A 3871-nucleotide genomic window follows, 5' to 3' on the forward strand; every position below is an offset into this window, starting at 1 on the left:
AGCCATTTCAGCGGACGAACGATCGAAAACAATCCCCACGGATGGCAGCGCGAACCCACGGATATAACCCACGGATATTTTGCACTCTGACATCCGTGGGTTCGCGCTGCCATCCGTGGGCCCAGTAATCGTTGCATCGTTCGGCACGCTACAGTCTGACGCCTTTTCCGCTCGACAGACGCAACCCCAACATTAAATGTGGCCAGAGCTCTAGCGAACATCCAACGGCGGCGGGCGTCGGCCGAGCAGGACGTCAAATTCCAATGGTTGGCCGTCGCGGATGACGCTCAGGTGAATCGCCGTGCCGGCCATCGCGTTTCCGATTAATTGCATCAGATGATCGACGTCACGCACTTTTTGGTCGTCCAGCGAAATCACCAAGTCTCCCGATTTCAACCCCGCCCGCGCGGCACCGGAACTTTGGTCGGCCAGTGCAGCGATCATCGCGCCGCGAATGCGGTGGTTCTGGCTTTGTAGCTGGTCGTCGGGAACCTCGACCAGTGAAACGCCCAGCCAGCCCCGCTCGATCGATCCTTTCTCACGCAGCTGCAGGTAGATTTTTTTGGCGATGCCGCTGGGGATGGCAAAACTGACGCCCTGGTAGGTGTCGCCCACGATGGCGGTGTTGATGCCAATCAATGTGCCCCGTGAATCGACCAGGGGGCCGCCGCTGTTGCCGGGATTGACCGCCACGTCGCTTTGCATGAAATCTTGATAGCGGTCTTTGGCGCGGACCACGCGGTGTTTGCCGCTGAGGATGCCGAAGGTGACGGTGCGGTCCAGTCCGAAGGGGCTGCCGATGGCCCAGACCGGAGAGCCGACTCGAATCCGCTCGCTGTCGCCCCACGGGATCGGCATCAAACGATCGGCGTTCACTTTCAGCACGGCCAGGTCGGTCAGTTCGTCGGTGCCGATGATCATCGCATCGACGGTTCGGCCATCGCTGAGCGTGACCGAGATCTGGTCGCTGCCGGCGACCACATGGCGATTGGTCAGGATGTAGCCGTCGGCATCGACCACCACTCCGCTGCCCTGGTCGGAGATCAAGATCGCCGGCGCACCGGGGACATCGTGGTGGGCGACCGCTTCGTGTGCGGTGCGATGGATGTCGATGTGGACGACGCTGGGTCCGGCCGCCGCGTTGACCATCTGGTAGGCCTGGCTGAGCGTGTCGAGCGAGACGTTTTTCAATCCCTCGCCGGCGACTTCGAATTCGGCCCGCAGCTGTCCGCGATGTTGTGCGTACCGGATCTCTTCGACAATCCCCGGCAGGATGTAACGGGCTGCAGCCAACATCACCAGCACGGTCACCAGCATCACCATGCCGTGTCGCACCGGGTCGCTTCGCCGCGCGTGCTGACGGTGTTTCGTCGCGGTCGAATGCAGGTCCGATTCGTGGCTGACCACGATGTCCGACACATCGATGTCGGTGATGTCGGCGCACGATTCCTGGGAGGCACTACCGAGTGAGACGGGCTGGGATGGAACGGGTGGGGGTGATGTGCCGAAAATGAACCGGTCGGAAAGGGTGTCGTCCGACGCCGTTCCTGCTGCGTCCTCTATGGTCGCGTCGTCATCAGTCGCATCTACGTCGAGATCGAAGTGTGGTCGGGCGGGGCCTGACGTTTTGGGGTGAAAGCGATGGAAGATCACGGTCCGGGTCGGCTCGGGGGCTTCGCTCTCAAGCCGATGCGTCATCGGCGTGGCGGACGGTTCGTCGGCGCTGGAACCACTTGGCGAGCCACTTTGCGGGGCCGCCTGCGTGTCCTCGACCGACGGCAGGCGTTCGGGTTCGAGCTGGTCCTGAGGTAGCAGGTCGCTGTCGGGGGTTTGCGTCGTTGAAATCTGGATTTCGGCAATCGGGATTTCGTCGGATGGCTTTTCAGCCTGCGGGCCTTCTGGCGGTCGATCCATAATGGAGCTCGGTCCCACACGCAAACGGACGGAAGTTGGAATGGCCCTATTCTAGCGCGACAGGATTACCAATCGGCAAGTTTTTTTGACGAAAACGCGACCAAATCCCTCCCGGCGGGCGGAAAAACCGGTCCGGGTGGCTCGCCTTCGGCCCGGGTTTGCGTGACAATTGGCGGGTGTTTCCCGGCGACGTACGACCGCACCGGGGCCGTCCAAGGGCGGTCCGTGGCCGCGGGTGTGCGACGCAATCAAAATTGACCGCCTCTCTGTCTTTCTCGGATTCGAATCCCTTATGGCTTCTTCAGCGGCACGTGATCTATCGTCGGCTCGCGAGACGATTTACCAGGCAATCTCCGCCATTCGTCTGATCGATCCCCACACCCACATCAACCCGTATTCGCCTGCCTCGAGCACGCTGGCGGACATTCTGGGTTACCACTATTACACCGAGCTGGTCCACTCGGCGGGGATGCCGCGACAGGAGATCGAGGAGCCGGGGATTTCGCCCCGCGAGCTGGTCGGCCGCATGGTTCACGGTCTGGGCAACATCACCAACACCGCCAATTACCACTGGTTGATCCAGATCTGTCGCGAGTTTTTTGATTTCACCGATGACGCGATCACGCCGGACAATTGGGAGTCGTTGTTCGACACCGCGGAAGAAAAGATGAACGGCGCCGGTTGGGCGCAAACCGTGTTGGACAAAAGCAACGTCGAAGCGGTGTTTCTGACCAACGACTTCGACGATGAATTGGAAGGCTTTGATTCGAGCACCTACATTCCCTGTCTACGCACCGACGACCTGGTGTTTCATCTGGCCAAGCCCGAAGTCCGCCAACGTCTGGAGCGTTGCAGCGGCGTGCCGCTCGATGGAACCTTGTCCTCGCTGCGGGCGGCCCTGGAGCAACGTTTCGAACACTTCGTCGCGCACGGCGCACGTGCCTGTGCGATCTCCATCCCGCCGAGTTTCCAACCCTCGATGGTCGGCGACGGCGAAGCCCAAAACGCACTCGACCATGTCCTGCGCCACGACAGTCAGTCCGAAGCGTCGCAACGCGACTCGCTCTCGCGGCGCGTCTTTTGGACGCTCGCGGAATTGTGTGATCAGTACGGGTTGCCATTTGATTTGATGATCGGTGTCAACCGAGGCGTCTATCCATCGGGGGTTTACCAGGGACAAGACCTGTACGACAGCCGGGTTTCGTTGATTCAGTATCGCGAGTTGTTCAACGCGTTCCCCAAGGTCAAGTTTCCGATCTCGGTGTTGGCCAGCGTGACCAACCAGGAATTGGTCAGTTACAGTTGGATCTTTCCCAACGTGTTGACCAACGGGCACTGGTGGTACAGCAACACGCCGTCGTTTATCCATCGCGATGCGGCAGCCCGCTTGGAAGCGGTGCCACGCAACAAGCAAATCGCCTACTACAGCGACGCGTACAAGTTGGAATTCGTGTTGCCCAAGTTTGACATGTACCGACGCATCCTGGCACGCGTGCTGGCCGAAGAGTTTGTCGGCGAGAACGGATGGAGTGAAGAGAAGGAGATTCAATTGGGGCGTCAGGTGTTGCGCGGGAATGTGGATGAAGTCTTTCAGTCTCCGCTGATCGACGCCGAATCCCTGGATATCGCCAGCGGAACAAGCGGGTCACCGATCGTGGTCGGCTCGTCGGGCGATGATGGTGACAGCGGGTTGGCGGACGAGGATTCTGAATTGTCCGCGTTCCTGGCCGGCGACTCCGACGAAAGTGACGAGCAAGATGGGTTCGCGACGGTCACCGATGATTCCGACCGCACCGTCGGCTCGGATTCCTTTGGATCGGTCGGGCAGTTGGCCGAAACGATCGATTCGGACGACGAGTTGGGTTTCTTGGATCCGATTCCGACCGCCGAAGAAGTCGATTCGGCGGAGGTGCCCGACGTGGTGCTGGAGGATGCGTCGAGCGGTTTTGACGCGACC

General features: G+C 60.4%; 2 protein-coding genes. One reads left to right on the plus strand and one right to left on the minus strand.

What is annotated here, in order from left to right; translation table 11 throughout:
• Window positions 1-210 precede the first annotated feature (210 nt).
• Window positions 211-1914 carry a S1C family serine protease gene (locus ABX749_RS25150; protein WP_372898422.1) on the minus strand — a complete coding sequence of 568 codons (1704 nt, stop codon included), beginning with the start codon at window positions 1912-1914 and terminating at the stop codon, window positions 211-213.
• A 292-nt stretch (window positions 1915-2206) separates the two neighbouring features.
• On the opposite strand from ABX749_RS25150, the gene ABX749_RS25155 reads away from it, so the two are divergent.
• Window positions 2207-3871: glucuronate isomerase (locus ABX749_RS25155; RefSeq protein ID WP_372898423.1), on the plus strand; the 1665-nt coding region annotated here is incomplete at its 3' end.

Source organism: Stieleria sp. (genome assembly GCF_041595215.1).
GTDB lineage: Bacteria > Planctomycetota > Planctomycetia > Pirellulales > Pirellulaceae > Stieleria > Stieleria magnilauensis.

Coding starts and splice junctions, on each gene's coding strand:
- ABX749_RS25150 (WP_372898422.1), bottom strand. CDS start 1,914: ATGGATCGACCGCCAGAAGGCCCGCAGGCTGAAAAGCCATCCGACGAA.